General features: G+C 41.4%; 13 protein-coding genes. 11 read left to right on the forward strand and 2 right to left on the reverse strand.

The window, feature by feature from the left end; genetic code table 11:
* Window positions 1-21: 21 nt before the first annotated feature.
* The 3 genes from ACFSCZ_RS04210 (at window position 22) to glsA (ending at window position 2,927) form a co-directional block, all read left to right on the forward strand.
* On the forward strand, window positions 22-1,251 hold the full coding sequence (locus ACFSCZ_RS04210) for a phosphotransferase (protein WP_380772510.1): 1,230 nt from the start codon (window positions 22-24) through the stop codon (window positions 1,249-1,251).
* Window positions 1,217-1,933, forward strand: a complete 717-nt coding sequence (locus ACFSCZ_RS04215; RefSeq protein ID WP_380772512.1) for a metallophosphoesterase family protein — start codon at window positions 1,217-1,219, stop codon at window positions 1,931-1,933. The genes ACFSCZ_RS04210 and ACFSCZ_RS04215 overlap by 35 nt, the downstream gene beginning before the upstream one ends.
* Window positions 1,934-1,994: 61 nt before the next feature.
* Complete coding sequence (gene glsA / locus ACFSCZ_RS04220; protein WP_380772527.1) at window positions 1,995-2,927, forward strand: glutaminase A; 933 nt, start codon at window positions 1,995-1,997, stop codon at window positions 2,925-2,927.
* Window positions 2,928-2,962: 35 nt separating this feature from the next.
* Here the strand turns inward: glsA and ACFSCZ_RS04225 are convergent, their stop codons facing one another.
* Window positions 2,963-3,913: an MBL fold metallo-hydrolase gene (locus tag ACFSCZ_RS04225; RefSeq protein ID WP_380772513.1), complete on the reverse strand. Its 951-nt coding sequence runs from the start codon at window positions 3,911-3,913 to the stop codon at window positions 2,963-2,965.
* A gap of 212 nt (window positions 3,914-4,125) precedes the next feature.
* Here ACFSCZ_RS04225 and ACFSCZ_RS04230 point away from each other — a divergent pair, with 212 nt between their 5' ends.
* The 5 genes from ACFSCZ_RS04230 (at window position 4,126) to ACFSCZ_RS04250 (ending at window position 11,163) form a co-directional block, all read left to right on the forward strand.
* Window positions 4,126-5,994: a glycosyltransferase gene (locus ACFSCZ_RS04230; protein WP_380772514.1), complete on the forward strand. Its 1,869-nt coding sequence runs from the start codon at window positions 4,126-4,128 to the stop codon at window positions 5,992-5,994.
* Window positions 5,995-6,948: 954 nt separating this feature from the next.
* Window positions 6,949-8,016, forward strand: a complete 1,068-nt coding sequence (locus tag ACFSCZ_RS04235) for a YeeE/YedE thiosulfate transporter family protein (protein ID WP_380772515.1) — start codon at window positions 6,949-6,951, stop codon at window positions 8,014-8,016.
* Between the two features lie 12 nt (window positions 8,017-8,028).
* Window positions 8,029-8,250: a sulfurtransferase TusA family protein gene (locus ACFSCZ_RS04240; RefSeq protein ID WP_380772516.1), complete on the forward strand. Its 222-nt coding sequence runs from the start codon at window positions 8,029-8,031 to the stop codon at window positions 8,248-8,250.
* A gap of 447 nt (window positions 8,251-8,697) precedes the next feature.
* Window positions 8,698-10,650: a lipoteichoic acid synthase gene (ltaS, locus tag ACFSCZ_RS04245; RefSeq protein WP_380772517.1), complete on the forward strand. Its 1,953-nt coding sequence runs from the start codon at window positions 8,698-8,700 to the stop codon at window positions 10,648-10,650.
* A gap of 99 nt (window positions 10,651-10,749) precedes the next feature.
* Complete coding sequence (locus tag ACFSCZ_RS04250) at window positions 10,750-11,163, forward strand: VOC family protein (RefSeq protein ID WP_380772518.1); 414 nt, start codon at window positions 10,750-10,752, stop codon at window positions 11,161-11,163.
* 263 nt (window positions 11,164-11,426) lie between these two features.
* Here ACFSCZ_RS04250 and ACFSCZ_RS04255 read toward each other — a convergent pair whose 3' ends face one another.
* Window positions 11,427-13,511, reverse strand: coding sequence for a molybdopterin-containing oxidoreductase family protein (locus ACFSCZ_RS04255; protein ID WP_380772519.1), 2,085 nt, complete (start codon window positions 13,509-13,511; stop codon window positions 11,427-11,429).
* 228 nt (window positions 13,512-13,739) lie between these two features.
* On the opposite strand from ACFSCZ_RS04255, the gene ACFSCZ_RS04260 reads away from it, so the two are divergent.
* The 3 genes from ACFSCZ_RS04260 (at window position 13,740) to ACFSCZ_RS04270 (ending at window position 15,933) form a co-directional block, all read left to right on the forward strand.
* On the forward strand, window positions 13,740-14,129 hold the full coding sequence (locus ACFSCZ_RS04260; RefSeq protein WP_380772521.1) for a DUF4870 domain-containing protein: 390 nt from the start codon (window positions 13,740-13,742) through the stop codon (window positions 14,127-14,129).
* Between the two features lie 112 nt (window positions 14,130-14,241).
* On the forward strand, window positions 14,242-15,624 hold the full coding sequence (locus ACFSCZ_RS04265) for a flavin monoamine oxidase family protein (protein WP_380772523.1): 1,383 nt from the start codon (window positions 14,242-14,244) through the stop codon (window positions 15,622-15,624).
* Between the two features lie 96 nt (window positions 15,625-15,720).
* Window positions 15,721-15,933, forward strand: a complete 213-nt coding sequence (locus tag ACFSCZ_RS04270; protein ID WP_380772525.1) for a YjzC family protein — start codon at window positions 15,721-15,723, stop codon at window positions 15,931-15,933.
* Window positions 15,934-16,461: the final 528 nt, after the last annotated feature.

Genomic DNA, 16,461 nt, shown 5'->3' on the forward strand with positions numbered 1-16,461 from the left:
AATTCATAAGCAGGGGTAAAAATGGATATAAACCATACAAAAATATATATAAAAGTAGAAAATAACATGTATATAAATATTGAGAGAAACGTAGTTCAGGTGTTTATTCGCTTTTTTCGCAACAGCAAGCCCTTTGAAGCACTTAACAGACAAATAAGAAGAGAATTAAGGTGGCTGCCCTCTTTATTAATTAGAGCTTTGCGTGTTTTGTTATTAACCCATCAGTTTACTCGAAAGAGAAAGAGGTTTAAAAGAGAGGGTATCGGCTCATATTTGGTGGGGCCAAGCGATGGAGAGTGTATTTTCTTTTTGCGCCAAGGTGGAGTTAAAGTGTTTAATTTAAAAAAGCAGTCAGTTACAACAATATTTGACGAAAAGAGCGCACTACCTAAAGTCGAAAAAATCATTAGTTCCTCATTAGATGCCGCTCGGAATGAATTGGCTCCTAAAGTTATTAGTTGGAGTATAGAAGGTCGATCTTTAGAAGAAGAACTAATTAATTTAAATCGATCCTCTTTTAACTTAAATGATTCGCAAATTCTTCTTAATGAAATTTTTCCTGTCTTATCTGGCATAAGTAAAGATAGTGAATACAAGGTCTTACAAGTGAGTGAGTATTTGAAAGAATTAAAAAAGTGTTTAGACAGTTTATTTCAAACATGGAGAGAATATGAAGTTGAGCAATATGGAGAGACTCTCCAATCAATAGAGCAATTCTGTACTTTAAACCTAGCAAAATTCAGTGATAATCCTGGCCTAAAGAGGGTAGTGCTGGTTAAATCACATGGTGACTTTTGGGAAGGGAATATTTTATATGATGATAAACGATACCGCGTCATTGATTGGAATACCTTAGGGATTAGAAGTTTTTATTTTGATTTTTTTACATTGTTGTTTATGATTTCGAAAAAGAGCTGGAACTTTCAGTATGTAAATAAGCAGGGGTTAGTAGATTTAAGCAATGTGATGGACCAATATTTTCTTGAATTTTACAAAATTGCCGGGAGACTATTTTCTTTTGATGATGTAACTAATGAAACCTTAAAAGATTCATTGCACTATCGATACTTGTTTTACATTGAAACAGTTATTCTTAAGCTGGAAGAGGAAGACATTCATTGCCTGGACGAAGTTGTTACATGGATAAATAGATTTCAAACTTATGAAGATATATTAAATGAAAAGCAGAATGTATCGAAGCTGAAAGGAGATTTCTATGCGACTCGCTTTCATTTCAGACATCCACGGTAATTCAATTGCTTTGGATGCTGTGTTAAACGATATTTCAAAGAGGAAAGTGGATCAAATTTACGTATTGGGTGATATATGTTATCGAGGCCCTGAGCCGAAACAATCCGTTAACTTAGTACAATCTATTTCTACCAAGGTCATTAAAGGTAATGCAGATGAGTGGCTCGTTCGCGGAATAAAAAAAGGTGAAGTGCCTGAAGCATCCTTCGAAATAATGGAGAAGGAACGTAAATGGACTTTATCGCAGTTGGAAGAAAAGGATATTCGGTATCTCGACAACCTTCCTTCAGAAATAATAGAGCAAGCTGGCAATTTCCGTATCCATGCCTTCCACGCTGCTCCACATAGCACATTTGATGTTATACAACCTTATGAAAACGATGAAGTTATAAGTAAAAAATTATTTGTCAACGAGGCAGATGTCTATATTTACGGCCATATTCATAAACCTTATGTACGGTATATAAATGGTAAATGCGTTGTAAATATTGGGAGTGTAGGCTTGCCGTTTGACGGCATAGCAAAACCTTCCTATGCCATTTTGGACATAGATGGTACCTCTTTTCATGTATCAATTGTAAGGGTAGGATACGAGGTACAGCGAGTAGTCAATCAAATTAAGCAGTTTGATTATCCGAATACAGAGTTTATGATCAGTTTATTGGAAAAAGGAAGTACTTAATAATAAATCAGGACAAGTTTTTTACTCACGCATCTAGGATATACTATAAGTGGTGATAACTATGGCGTGCCGCTCAAAGAGCGAGTTAAACGAATTTGTTAAAGAAGCAAGAACATATGCAAAGTATGGCAAGGTAGCGGACTATATCCCTGCATTGGGAAAGGCGAATGCAAATGATTTATCCATTGCCATCCGCTATCCTGATGGGGAATGTATTTCTGCCGGAGATGTAGAGAAAAAGATGACTCTTCAAAGCATATCAAAAGTGATCACACTTGCTCTTGTTCTCATGGATAGAGGGCCTGAAGAGGTATTTAAATATGTCGGGATGGAACCAACCGGCGATCCATTTAATTCCATAGCAAAACTCGAAGAAACCACACCGGCAAAACCATTAAATCCAATGATCAATGCAGGAGCGCTGGTTGTTACGCATTTGATTAAAGGGGGCAGTGCGGACAACAGATTTGAGCGCCTTTTACCGTTTGTCCAAACTCTTGCCAACAACCCGGCTATCAGTGTTAATGAAGAAATTGCCCGATCAGAATTTGAAACCTCTAATTTAAACCGGGCACTTTGCTATTTCCTCAAGCATCACAGGGTTATCAATGAAGATATAGAAGAGTTGATGGATTTGTACACAAGACAGTGTGCGATCGAGGTGAGCAGCCTGGAGTTGGCCCGAATCGGGCTGGTTTTTGCCCTGGATGGGGTCGATCCTGAGAGTGGGAAACAAATCATCCCGGAAGATATCGCGCGTCTTTGCAAAACATTTATGGTGACGTGTGGCATGTATAATGCTTCAGGGGAATTTGCCATTAAAATTGGAATACCGGCGAAAAGCGGTGTTTCCGGCGGAATTATGGGATCTGTTCCGGAAAAATTCGGCATTGGCATTTTTGGCCCGGCTTTGGATGACAAAGGAAACAGTATTGCCGGTATCAAGCTGTTGGAAATGCTGTCTGAAAGATATCATTTAAGTATGTTTTCTTAATGCTCGGCTGGATCGGCAGCCGAGCTTGACTGTCGTTAAAGATGGTTGTATCTCCAAATCCCATTAATCAGATTTTTCTTAACCCTCCCTTCCTCCTCCAAATAATCCAAATGCCCAATCACCTCTGACATGACAAGCGAAAATTGTTTTTCGTATCTATCCTTATAATAAGCTTTTGCAATGCCGCTTGCTGTGGAATACCCCGCATTTATCAGCGAAAGAAAATCTTCCGCTTTTCTTTTTTTTCCCGTGATCCTTTTGCTGATCAGTTCCCGGTGGTTTGTTATTCGTGGACCATGCCCGGGATATAAGATGGCCACAGGAAGTTCCAGGCACTTTTTCAGCGACTCGAGGTGAAGAGAAAGGGACCGAATCCGTTTGCCGTCTTGATCCGGCTCCACAAGGGCGTTGCTCGATATATGATGGATCAGCAAGTCCCCGGAAAAAAGCAGCTGTTGACTCCGATCATACAATGCGATTTGATCGGGGGCGTGACCAGGAATGTGAATAACCTCCAGATGGTCAAGTATTCCAGGAGTCAGTGGATGCAGATGCCCTTCGATTCTTTGCGAATGATTCGATATCACCGCTTCTTTAAGCTTTTGTACTTGCCATTTCCCTCTTTCCCCGCATCCCATTTCCTCATAAAGATTTTCGAAAAACTCAATTCTCATCTGCATAAATTCAGGTTCTCTCTTTATACGCGGAATAGACAGAGGATGAGCATAAACGGGTATAGGGTGTTTTTTAACAATTTTATTTACAAGCCCAACATGGTCTGCATGGTGGTGGGTTAATACGATATGCGTAATGTCATTGAATGCCAGATCATTGTTATGCAGCATGTCGTTTAAAGCATTCCAGCATTGTGTATGATTATGGACGGCATCAATTAATATAAGTGACGTATCGCTTTGGATCAAATAAAAATTCATGCTTTTTAAAGAAGAAGGGACTGGAACAAGGATAGGAAAAACTTCAGGCATATTCATTCACTCCTAATTGCTGGGTAGTCATATCATAACAAATATTTATGGCGTCGATATGAAGGATACTTGAGAAAGACCTCGATAAAAATGCCACCGTTTGTCCAAATCCGGAGTCCATCTGTCGAATTTCCACTTTAAGGCTCTCTCCCATCGGTTTAAATACCTCTTTTTTTGTCTATCCCAGTAAAAAAACCAAAGGATGAACCGTATTGAAAAACTACGCTGTGTATTTTATGCTTCATTCCATTGAACAGATCAGGGGAGGAATGACCCGGGCTGCTATAAAACGAGCAAAGATGCTGAGTGAATCCTTTAATGATATCGGGCTGATCACATTTGACTTTAACCCTGACTATGATGAAGTCATTCAACATTATCGGGAGATTGGGCTCTGGGATCATAAAATTAAACATTATAATGTATACGAATATTTTATGGAGCTGCCTCAAGCAAAAGCGGATGATCATTCACACATGAAGCTATTTCCACCCAACTCGTCCATCCAGTATGATAAAAAAGGCCGGCCCCGAAAAATAACGTATTATGATGAGAAGTCAGGAAAAGCGGTCAGTGAACAGCTGCTGACCAAGGATGGCCGGTGTTTTTTAAACAGAAATTTTGAAGCCGTCAGTTATGATTGGTTGGATCCAAATGGCAACATGATCCGGTCTTTTAAGAAGGTCAGAGATTATCGCCATTATTTTATTCAATCTCTTTTGAATCAAAAGAATGCTGTTTTGTTTTCGGACAGCCGTTTTACGGACAGAATCCTTTTGGGGGCCGGGGCAAGAGATATACAAGCAGTGAGAGCAGCTGTTTTACATAGCAATCACTTACAGTCGCCGTATCAGTACGGCAGCTCTCTCGTCCAAAGGAACAAATTGTTATTTGAACAGCTCAATGAGCTGGATGCCCTGATTGTTCTAACGGAAACCCAGGCAGCTGAGATCAGCAGCCGCTATGGAAATAGGACAACGATTCACTTTGTCGGCCATCCAGGGCTCGCTCCAAGTGAAAGAAAGGCAGAACATGATCCATACACAGCAGTTATGTTGGCCCGATACGAACGAATTAAACAAATACCTCACGCCATACGGGCATTCAAAAGAGTCGTGAAAAAAGTACCGGAAGCCAGACTGGAAATATGGGGGTTTGGAAGAGAAGAAAAACAATATATAAGGCTTATAAAAAGACTCAAACTGCAAAACCATGTCTTTATTAAGGGGTTTGCCAATAACATTGAAGAGATTTATCAAAGGGCTGCTTTTTCATTAATTACATCAAAATCTGAAGCGTTCGGTATGGCGATTATTGAAAGTATGAGTGTCGGAACACCGGTGATTTGCTATGACTGTAAATACGGTCCGACCGATTTAATCGATCATGGAAAAAGTGGCCTGCTCATTGAACAGGGTAACATCAAAGGACTGGCGGATGCGATGGAAGATTTGTTTGTACATCAAGAGAAGCGGCAAGCCCTCAGCCAGGAAGCCAAGCGGGTAAGCGGGCAGTTTGGGGAAAAGAGATTGACTGAGAAGTGGACGGCCATACTAAAAGAAGCCATAAACCAAAGAAAGCAAAGAGTTCATATAGACGTGGTGAAGGCAGAAATTCTGGATATGGTATTTCATGAGGAGAGCGGACTAAAGGTTCAAGGGCGCGTTCAATTTAAAGATCTGGACCAAGCTTTTCGGGATAAGGTTCTCCTATTCTTACAGCTGCGAAAGAGAAAAGAAATGGAAGATGTGTATACTCCTTTATCTGTTACCTGGGAAAAACCCGGAACAGTACTATTTAAAGGTACACTTGCCAATTTTGAATCTTTCCATAGAGGACGATGGGATTTGAAGTTAAGTGTATCGTGTTTAAACTTCCATCAATTTGTACATCCAACATCGTCTTGTTTGGATCATACATTTACGCTGAGAAACAGAAAAATGAAAATAACCAAAGAAGGAGAGCACTTTATAATGAAAGTTTACCATCCAAAGAAAAAGATCCCCATGAATGCCCATTCGCTTATTGAAAAATATAAAGCAAACATCAGGGATGTAATTCGCCGGGCTAGCAGCCAGTAGTTACGACTGGGATATATACCTTTTATGTTTAACGGAGCAGGCGGAAGGGATCGTTTAGATGACGGATATGTCTTCCCATTTTCCCGGACGTTCTGCGGCAAGCGTTCTATATGTCATTCGCGTGTGGTTGGACTCGATGGGCATGTTTACATTTTTATGCAGTGTATGAAACCAAAGATTTGTAAAATGGGATTTTGTTATCTTAAATGGCAAACCGCGACAACGATCGCATGAAGACTGTCTACTGCAATACTTGTGAAAGGCTGTTTTAAAATAAATGATGGATTACAAAGCGTTCGTAAGGAGGACAGATTCAAGTTCTTCTTTTATTTTTCTGGGGGCAGGCTCTAACCTTTGTGCCTTTATGGCATATAAACCATACTGCGCGTTCAAGAACATTTTAATTCCTCCATTTGTTTGGCTCCTCAACGGGCTGCACTAAATAGAAACACCGAATGGATCATAACCTGTTTAAGTAAAATAGCCGCTTTACTCTCATGAAAATTTTTAATAACAAAACGAGTGCAGGCTGCTTTCCTGCACTCGTGTAAAGCTTCACTTTCTTTTTTTAGATTTTAATTCAGTCGGAGGCTTTCGTGTTTTCCTGCGCGCGGCGTCCCGTTCAAATGCTTCTCTTGCCTTAACGAATAGCATGTTCATGATGATGGCCTCCTTTATTCTTTCTCCTATTCCTTTATCCGCTCCTTCGTTGAATAAAACTTATATATATATAATTCCATGCAGTTTGCATGTCTCCATTTCAGCGATGAATATTTCAAACAACCTTTATTTCTGACTGATAGATCCCCGAACAACCTCTGTCCTTTTTCAAGGGTCTTTTTTCCCATTTGTTTTCTTCCTTAGCACGCCCTATTGACGGATGATCATAAACCGATTAAAATAAGTTTATAAAATCAATGGTTTTACTATGATTTAAAGGAGGGAAATAAAGGAATGTTATATATGATTGCCACAGGGCTGCTGTGCGGAGCTTTGCTTGGCTTTGTCATGCAAAGAGGGCGTTTCTGTCTTACCGGAGGATTTCGTGATATGTATTTAGCGAAAGATCATCGGATGTTTTACGCCCTTCTGATAGCCATTGCGGTCCAAAGCATCGGCGTATATGCACTCATTCAATTCGGTGTGTTTGAATTTTCGGCTGGGGGCTTTTCATGGCTGGCAACAATTATCGGTTCCTTTATTTTTGGAATAGGGATTGTACTTGCAGGGGGCTGTGCCACCGGGACCTGGTACCGTGCCGGGGAAGGGCTGCTCGGCAGCTGGATTGCCCTGTTTGGATATATGTTCATGAGTGCCGTGATGAAAACGGGCTTTTTGGCGCCTGTCGACCAATCGATGAAATCCGTTCAAACTTCATCGAATTCCATTGCAGAAACTACTGGGATTAATGTCTGGTTCTGGGTCGCCATCTTCACAGCAATTGTACTTTGGATTGTCGTAAGAGAATTAAAGAAACCAAAGGTTGCGATTCCTGCATTAAAACCGAAGCGGACCGGGCTGAGTCATTTACTGTTTGAAAAACGCTGGCACCCATTCTTTACTGCAGTGCTTGTCGGATTGATCGCATTACTGGCCTGGCCGCTTAGTGCAGGAACAGGACGGGTGTTTGGCCTGGGAATTACGACACCATCCGCCAATATCCTCCAGTTTTCTGTCACCGGGGATATGCAATATATTAATTGGGGAGTATTCCTTGTTCTGGGAATCTTTCTTGGTTCGTTTATTGCAGCTAAAGGAAGTAAAGAATTCCGCTTTCGGATGCCGGATGTAAAAACCGGGATCTCCAGTTTTATCGGCGGAAACCTGATGGGCTTTGGGGCAAGTCTCGCAGGCGGATGCTCCATTGGGAATGGTCTTGTCATGACGGCAATGATGACTTGGCAAGGCTGGATATCACTATTGTTTATTATTTTGGGTACATGGACAGCGTCGTATTTTGTTTTCGTCCGTCCGAGAACCAAAAAGAAAACAGTTGTATCCGATACAGCTGTCACTGCATAGGAGGTAAATAATATGACAACGACATTAGATGTAATGGGCCAGGTATGTCCTTTTCCGCTGGTTGAAGCAAAAGAGGCTATTGAAAAAATAGGAAAAGGCGACGAGTTAGTGATAAATTTCGACTGTACTCAAGCGACAGAAAGCATTCCGCGCTGGGCTGCGGAAGCAGGATATGAGGTTACGAATTTCGAGCAGCTCAGCGATGCTGCCTGGACGATTACGATCAAAAAATAAAAAAATAGAATAATTGTCATAAAACCGTCGGGTAGACGATAGCATGGTCAAGGGGATAATATTTGACCATGCTTTTTTTATGAAACTTTTTAGAGCCAGGCCCCGTATTCCGGAAAGGGGAAGAATAATTGGGGGATCAGATCAGGGGCACCCAAGCATCTTAAAAGTCGGTCTGTAGAAAAACATGGGTTTACCATCCCATGTTAATGAAAAATAGTTTGCCATAGATTTCAGCGCTTACCACAATTTTGTTTATCATGTTATCGGTTTCAGGACGTTTTACTCCTTTACTGAAATCCAAATGTATGGTTAAATAAATAAGTGTCAGTTTTTATGGATGGACATGAATGAATATAAACCTAAAAACCCAAGGCAGATCTATAACTTCTCTGTTTTGGCTTATTTTTTTAATATAGACGGGTCCTTGAAATGGTTGAGGTGAATGAAATGAAGGAATTTTTTACTAGGAAAACAGGATTTTTTACAGTAATGGTCGTCCTCTTTTGGCTAAAGAGTTATATTATTTATAATGTGGAATTTAACTTGGGTGTAAAAAATGGGATGCAAGAATTTCTTCTATTCTTCAACCCGTTAAACTCAGCGCTGATTTTTCTCGGCTTGGCTTTGTTTGCCAAAGGTAAAAGAATCGGCGTATGGATGATTTCCGTTTATACAACGTTGAGTTTTCTGCTGTATGCAAATGTTGTGTTTTACCGTTTCAACAGCGATTTTATTACGATTCCTACATTAACACAGACAGACAACTTTGGGAGTCTCGGGGGAAGTATTGCTGATTTGACAGTATGGCATGACCTTTTCTATCTAATAGACATCATTATCATGATTGTCTACTTTATCAAGGTAAGAGGGTATTGGTCTGCGGAACGTATCCAACTTAGAAAGCCGCTGCTTGTCCTTGCTTCGGGTGTTGCTTTATTTGTTGTCAACCTGAGCTTGGCAGAAATTGACCGTCCCCAGCTTCTCCAACGGACATTTGACCGTAACTATATTGTTAAGTATCTGGGTGTTTATAACTTTACGATATACGATGCTGTTCAAAGCTTTAGGGCTTCCCAGCAACGGGTTTTGGCTTCCAGCGATGACTTGACAGAAGTGGAAAACTACACAAAAAGCAAGTACGCCCAGCCAAACCCCGAATACTTCGGAAAAGCTAAAGGGAAGAATATTATTAAAATACATTTGGAGTCCTTCCAGACCTTTTTGATAGATTATAAGCTGCATGGTGAAGAAGTTACTCCGTTCTTAAACAATTTGGTCCGTGATCCTGAATATACGTATTTTGATAACTTTTTCCATCAAACGGAGCAGGGGAAAACAGCGGATGCCGAGTTAATTATGGACAATTCACTGTATGGGCTGCCGCAAGGGTCCGCCTTCGTGGTTAGAGGTACGAACACTTACCAGGCATTGCCGGCTATATTAAATCAGCATGGTTATACCAGCGCTGTACTTCACGGGGATTACAAATCATTCTGGAACCGGGACGAAGTATATAAGCAGTTTGGTGTCGACCACTTTTTCGATGCGAGCTACTACAATATGACGGAAGAAAAAGTCATCGGTTATGGATTAAAAGATAAACCGTTCTTTAAAGAGTCTATTCCGATGCTTAAATCATTGAAAGAGCCGTTTTACGCTCATTTAATTTCAGTAACACATCACCATCCGTATTTACTTCATGAAGGTGATGAAACCATTGCTCCAGCGGAAACCGGAGATCCTTCGGTAGACAGGTATTTCCAAACGGCCCGCTATTTGGATGAAGCCTTAGAGCAATTCTTTCATGATCTAAAAGCGGAAGGTCTATATGAAGACTCAGTAATTTTGCTTTATGGAGATCACTATGGCATTTCTGATAATCATAACCGGGCTATGGCTGAATTAATCGGTGAAGAGATTACTCCATTGAAACATGCCGAACTGCAGAGAGTTCCACTACTGATTAGAATTCCGGGAGTAGAAGGCCAGGGAGTCAACCATGAATATGCAGGTCAAATTGACGTCATGCCGACACTGCTCCATTTACAAGGCATTAAAGCCCAAGATTATATAGTGATGGGAACCGACCTGTTTTCAAAAGACCATAAAGATTTCGTTCCATTCCGGAATGGTGACTTTATGACGGGAAAATTCAGCAAGGTTGGCGGCGTCTTTTATGATAACGCGACAAAAGAACCGATTGAAGAACCGACCGAAGAAATGAAAGAGCTCAATAGTATGGTCATGAGGGAACTTGAATTATCTGACAGGGTGCTGTACGGTGATTTGCTCCGTTTCTATACGCCTAATGAAAAGTGGACTCCTGTAGATCCCAAAAAATACTTTTACGGAAAACAAGAAGAGGAAGAAGCGCTCGATGAGGAAGAGCCTCATCAATAAATACACGGCAAAAAACACAGGTGAAAATGCCTGTGTTTTTTGTATGCCGATAGTAGACGTGCTATAATCTGTCTATGGATGAATGAAGGAGTGAAGATGATGGCTGTTGAAGTGTATTTAGTATTTGACGGGAATTGCAGGGAAGCGGTTGAGTTTTATGCAGAAGCATTTGATACGGCACCTCCGCAGATTATGACATTTGGAGAAGCACCGTCCAATCCTGACTATCCTGTTCCGGACGAAGCCAAAGACAGGGTAATGCATGCCAGGCTGACAATCGAGGGCAGCAACGTAATGTTTTCCGATACTTTTCCGGGATCGACGATAAAAAGTGGAAACAACATTACCCTTGCTGTGCTGAGCAGCGATATCGAAAAGCTGAAGTCAGCCTTTCACAAGCTTAGAGAAGGCGGCTCAGTGGAAATGGAGCTCCAGGAAACCTTTTGGAGTAAATGCTATGGCAAGCTCACAGACAAGTTTGGTATTGGCTGGCAAATAAGTCACGAAGAGTAGTTTGTTGACATGACTCAGGTGATTTCCCTGTGCCAGCTTGATAAAAAAGGGGCTTGAGGCCCTCTTTTCTACGACGAAGAACCCTTAGGCGACCGATTATTATGTAAATCAGAAATCGGATCCCCGGAGGAATTCCCGGGCACCCGTTTTCTGTATAATCCAAAAAAGGGATCACAGGATTAGTATCTCAGTTTTTGTTCACAAACCCGGAGTGATCTCCAGATTCCGGGATAACCTACGGGGTTCCTGGTTTCAAAAGTTTTTTATAGTGTTGTACCCGCTTCCTGCTGCTTCTTTTCTCCGGAAGCTTTTTCTGCTTTCTCTACATGTACTTTTCCTGAAAAGAAGGCAGCACCGCCACCCATATCTGCTACCCTGTCAGGCGTCAGGGCATTAACGAGGTATTCACTGCCACGGTTGTCTGCCCATAGGCCTTGGCTGACGACAACGCCTGGAAGGACCTGGTCACCGACAGAGGCTTTCATGCGGCACTCCCCTCGTTCGTTCCAGATTCTAACAACGGATCCACTCTGAATCCCGAGTTGTTCCGCATCTTTTTGATTCATAAACAATTGAGGTTCCTTTTCCAGCTTTGCATGTTTTGCATTATTTGAAAAGGTGGAATTTAAAAAGTTATGGTTTGGTCCCGGAACAAACAAAAAAGGGGCATTCTGTTCCTCCGCCAGTGGCACATGCGTTGGGAGAGCAGGGTGTCCGTCATGTTCCATTTTCTTCGAAAATAATTCTATTTTACCGCTGGGTGTGTTTAAGTTCTTCCAAAAGTCTTTTGTGTTTTTCGCTTTTATAAAACGGAATTCTTTTAATTGTTCCATATAGGTAGCGGGAAAATACGGATTATCCACATTGCTGATTGCCTGCTCGATCAATTCTTCATCGCTCGCCTTAAGCTCTGGCTCATCAAAACCCATAGCTTCAGCCAGCAGCCTAAATACATCTGCGTTCGATTTGCTATCCCCGTAAGGAGGAATGACCGGCTCCTGCAAATGCAGGTAATGATGAAAGGAGGAAGTATAAATATCCCTATTTTCAAAAGATGAAGTAGCCGGCAGTACAATGTCCGCATACTTTGCTGTTTCTGTAAGAAACAGATCATGGACCACGGTGAAAAGATCTTCTCTTTCTAACCCCTCCCGTACCTTTAAGGCATTCGGAGCCACAACAGCAGGGTTGCTGCAATAAACAAAAAGGGATCGGACAGGCTGCTCTGTTTGTTGCAAAGCTTCCGCAAGTTTGATCATATTGATTGTACGGGCGGGCTTTTGACGTAATTCCGGCCGTTGAAGAGCTCTGGAATTAATAGATAAAAAGTCTCCGTTGCCTTTTACGGCACCGCCTCCTTTTTTGGCCCATTGCCCTGTCAATGCCGGCAGGCATGAAATGGTCCGGACAATCATTCCTCCGTTATCATGATGCTGCGGTCCGTTTCCAATACGGATCATGGAAGGTGATGTTTCAGCATACATGCGGGCCAATTGATAAATATCGTCTACAGGAACACCGGTGATCTCGGAGACAAGCTGCGGGGGATACGATTGAACATGCGTTTCCAGCTCTTGATGTCCCACGGTGTATTCTTTAAGAAAGTCACGGTCCACTAAATTTTCCTTAAAAAGAATGTGCATCAGTCCCAACGCCAAGGCGCTGTCTGTTCCTGGAAGAATAGGGATAAACCAATCTGCCATGCGTCCTGTCTGGTTTTTGTGAACATCAATGACCACGATTTTTGCACCTTTTTTCCGTGCTTTCTGGGCAATCATCACCTGATGCATATTTGTGCTCACTGCATTGATTCCCCAAAAGATAAATAACCGCGTTTCATTCATGTCTTCCGGATCCGTTCCATAGCTTCCGCCCATGGTATAACTGTATCCAATTTTTCCTGCTGATGAACAAATCGACTGTTGGAGCTGGCTGGCCCCTAAGCGGTTAAAAAAACGCCGGTCCATCCCTTCAGAATGGATCTTTCCCATATTTCCATAAAAGCTGTATGGCAGGATGGATTCTGCTCCTTCTTCAGCAATCAACTCTTGCCAATGACGAGCAATGGTGTCAATCGCTTCATCCCAGCTAATTGGTTCAAAGGCCCCTTCTCCTTTCGGCCCCACACGTTTCAAAGGGGTTTGAAGTCTCTTTTTATCATATAAGCGCTCTCCCATATGACGGACTTTGTTGCAAATGCTTCCTTTGGTCACAGGATGGCTGGGGTCGCCATCAATTTTCACAATTTTTCCGTCTTTTTTATAGACAAGCAGTCCGCATTGATCAGGACAGTCCAATGAACAGACAGAAGGGACTACCCCATCTTTTATATGGATCCATGAATTCATTTTAGCACCCCTTATTAAAAAAATAATTTCATAGATTATACCATATCGTGAGGAATAATTTTTACTAATCTGGTTCTCCTGATTAGATTTTATTGATAATCAAGTGATTTGCGATTTTATGAAGTAAATACATCAATTGTTTTTTCGAACCATGGTAACTAAAAGCTGAATCTGATACACTCATTGTAAAAGAAAGCAGGGAATTTTCAGTAAGAAGGGGGGATATCATTGGATCATAACAATGACATTGAATCAGTCGAGAACCAGGTGCTCATAAAATCCTCTACCGGTCTGGAAGAGAATATTGCAGGGCTGTTATGTTACCTGGGAACCATTGTTACGGGAATTATTTTCTTTGCATTAGAAAAGAATAGCTCCTTTGTTAAATTTCACGCCATGCAGTCTATTGTCCTGTATGTATTTCTTTGGATTCTCGGCTTGGGAGTCGGGTATGTTCCTTTTGTCGGATGGCTTCTTAAAGCATTGTTTTCATTGATTGGTTTTATTTTATGGATCGTTCTTATGGTTAAGGCTTATCATCATGAGCAAACTAAATTGCCGATCGTCGGAGATATCACAGAAAACGTAATTACAAAATTTGAGAATAAGCAATCATAGCACTGTTTTTTCATATGCCTTATATCCTAATTTGATAGAAAAAACGAATAGGCAGAGCCATCAGGGATGCAGGTTGTACAGCGTGCACTATAACTAGCAGTCTAAGACATTTTTGGAACTGAAGCATGCCAAGAAAACGATTCAATTACATGAAAAGAGAGAAAGGTTGAGGGGGATGCGGGAAATTGCTTCAAGAGAAATGTTTGATGTCATTATTATTGGAGCCGGATTTGCAGGTTTAATTGCTGCCCGGGAACTGGAAATGCTGGGGCGTCGCGTATTGATCATAGAAGCCCGGGATCGTTTGGGAGGGCGGACATGGGTGGACCGTCGGCTGGGCTGTGATGTGGAGTTGGGAGGCACCTATGTACATTGGTACCAGCCTCATGTATGGAATGAACTTTCACGTTATCATCTCACTGTCGATGAGGCACCTCCGGCCAAAAAGGTTTTTTGGATAACAGATGGAAAGTTAAAGTCTGATACTATCGAAGGGTTTTCCGCTATTTTGCAGGACAGTTATGAACAAATCATTAAAGAAGCTGTTTCAAATGTGCCCAACCCGTTTGATGTATTAAGATCTGAAGCTGTCAAAAAAATGGATCATCTGTCCATTACGGATTTTTTGCTAAAGTTTCCACTGACTCAAGAACAACTGGATTTGATTTCTTGTTCCATAAGTATTGATTTCAATGGGCCGCTGGAAAAAGGAGCTGCTACACAAATGTTTCGGTGGTGGGCTTTTTCGCAAGGGGTTCGCTCAGCTTTTATTGATACGGTCGGACGTTATAAAATTAAGCAGGGCACAAAAGCATTAGTGAATGCGATTGCAGAAGATGTCAAGGCGGAGATCATCTTTTCTTCCATTGTTTCATTGGTCAAAAAAGAGAATACCCATATCGTTGTTCAGTCTGAAGACGGATCAAAGTATGATGGAAAAAGTGTGATTGTAACCGTTCCATTAAGTACTTTGGAAAAAATTCAATTTATCCCTGGTCTATCAGAGAATAAGCAAGCCTTTATAAAACAAAAACAGGTATCTGAAGGAGTAAAGGTATGGGCGAGGATCAAAGGGGAACTGGAACCATTTATGACATATGCACCTCCCGGGTACCCGCTGCAGTCTATTCATTTTGAAAAAACGGTAGAAGGTGATACCATAGTTGTTGGGTTTGGAGAAGATGCAAGTGTTTTATCACCCGATGATCGTGCTGCTGTAGAAAAGGCCATACAGGTATGGTTTCCGCAAGCCACTGTTATGGAATCCACCGGACATGACTGGGTACATGATGAGTTTTCTATGGAAACCTGGCCGATGCTGATGCCTAACCAGTTGACATCTTATATCGAAGACATGCGTCTTCCGGAGCATGGGGTCTTTTTGGCCGGCACCACGTATGCCAACGGGTGGGCTGGTTTTATCGATGGGGCGATTGAAAGTGGAATGGTTACGGGCAGAAAGGTGCACCAATATTTGAAGAAGGGTACAATATAAAAACTAAGATATTTTTTGAAACAAGGTGCCAAATCGTGTATTTTTTTGTTATAATGTTCTTTGTGTATTTGTAAATTACTTAAGGAGAGGTATCTTATGAGCAATATTGTAAAATCAGGCGAAGCAGCTCCAGTTGCCGGCACTTATGTTGAAGCCGGACATGGCGGCGGCAAAGTAAAAGGCGGCCAACGTGTTCAAGTTGAAAAAGGTGACACATTACCAGAGCTTAAACCTTATACAGTAACGATTACCCATAAAGGTGAAGAAAAAACAAAAGATCGTCAGCACGTATGGTTGTTGGAAAAGTAAAGTGTAAAAGGCACTTGGAATTTTATCTAATTCTGAGGGCCTTTTATTTTTTTAAATAAAATCGGGCTGAGGATGTCCCCATTGTCGATGAACCGCTGTCTATTACTAACTTCAGCAGGTAAAAGCTCCTGCTTTCATATTAGTGCTGCAACGGTATTAACTCATACTGCAGACTGATTTGAAGATGAATGTTCCAGTTAGTTGATCAAGCTTTTGAAGAGAGCAGGAGCGTACTATAAAAGGAGCCATTAAAAGCGATTTGGAATGATTAATAAAGAAGCAAATTAAATGTCCTTAGCTAGCTTAATCGTCTTCGTGTTTTCACGGATATGATGGGGAGTTGCTGCCTCTTTAGGCGCGCACTGGCTATATAAGAAAAAAACGGACGACCCGGGTCGTCCGTTCAGCTTGTAGAGAAAGTATATGTTTTTTTCTCTACAGGCTGTTTTTTTCTCTACAGGCTTTTTTATTTTACATTTAGACGACTTGTATCTAGATTTTTGTGTTTTTATTTTTAAGAAAAAGATT

It is taken from the genome of Siminovitchia sediminis, assembly GCF_042680885.1.
Lineage (GTDB): Bacteria > Bacillota > Bacilli > Bacillales > Bacillaceae_C > Siminovitchia > Siminovitchia sediminis.